The organism is Mesorhizobium sp. M1A.F.Ca.IN.020.03.2.1 (assembly GCF_004023205.1).
GTDB lineage: Bacteria > Pseudomonadota > Alphaproteobacteria > Rhizobiales > Rhizobiaceae > Mesorhizobium.
The window spans coordinates 1-634 of record NZ_RZSV01000500.1 but is presented as its reverse complement, the minus strand read 5'-3'; the positions used below and the strand labels follow the sequence as shown (position 1 = coordinate 634).

Sequence of the window (634 nt, the reverse complement as noted above, 5' to 3'; positions counted from 1 at the left end):
ACGAGGCGCATGCCGCCGGCCAGGGCACCAACAGCCTGTTCGAGAACATGACCGTCTCGCTCACCGACCAGGACGGCCAGAACGCCACCGGCACGCTCTCCGTCAACATCGTCGACGACGTGCCGACCGCGGTCGCCGACACCGATGCCGTGCCTGCGGGCTCGTTCGCCTCGATCGGCGGCAACGTCATGACCGGCGCGGGCAGCGACGGCAATGCGGCCGGCGCCGACACCAAGGGCGCCGACGGCGCAACCGTGGTCGGCGTCGCGGCCGGCAACACCAATGCCAATCTCGACAGCGCCGCCACCGTCGGCTCGGTCATCCAGGGCACCTACGGCAAGCTGACGCTCAATGCCGACGGCTCCTACACCTATGTCCGCGACGCCGGCACCGCCGGCGGCCATGACGACGTCTTCACCTACACCATCAAGGACGGCGACGGCGACACCTCGCACACCACGCTGACGATCTCGATCGGCAACACGCCGCCGACCATCACCGACCTGACGCCGGCAGCCAATGGCGGCGACGTGACGGTCAACGAGGACGACCTGCTCGCCAGCCGCGGCGCCGGTGAATCGGCCGGCTCCGACACCTCCAAGGAGAGCACCACCCAGGGCGGCACCTTCACCAT

1 protein-coding gene is annotated in these 634 nt (G+C 69.4%); it reads left to right on the top strand.

Annotated features, from left to right (window positions below; translation table 11 throughout):
• A partial coding sequence (locus tag EOA79_RS32375) for an Ig-like domain-containing protein (RefSeq protein ID WP_206639310.1) occupies positions 1-634 on the top strand: 634 nt, incomplete at both ends.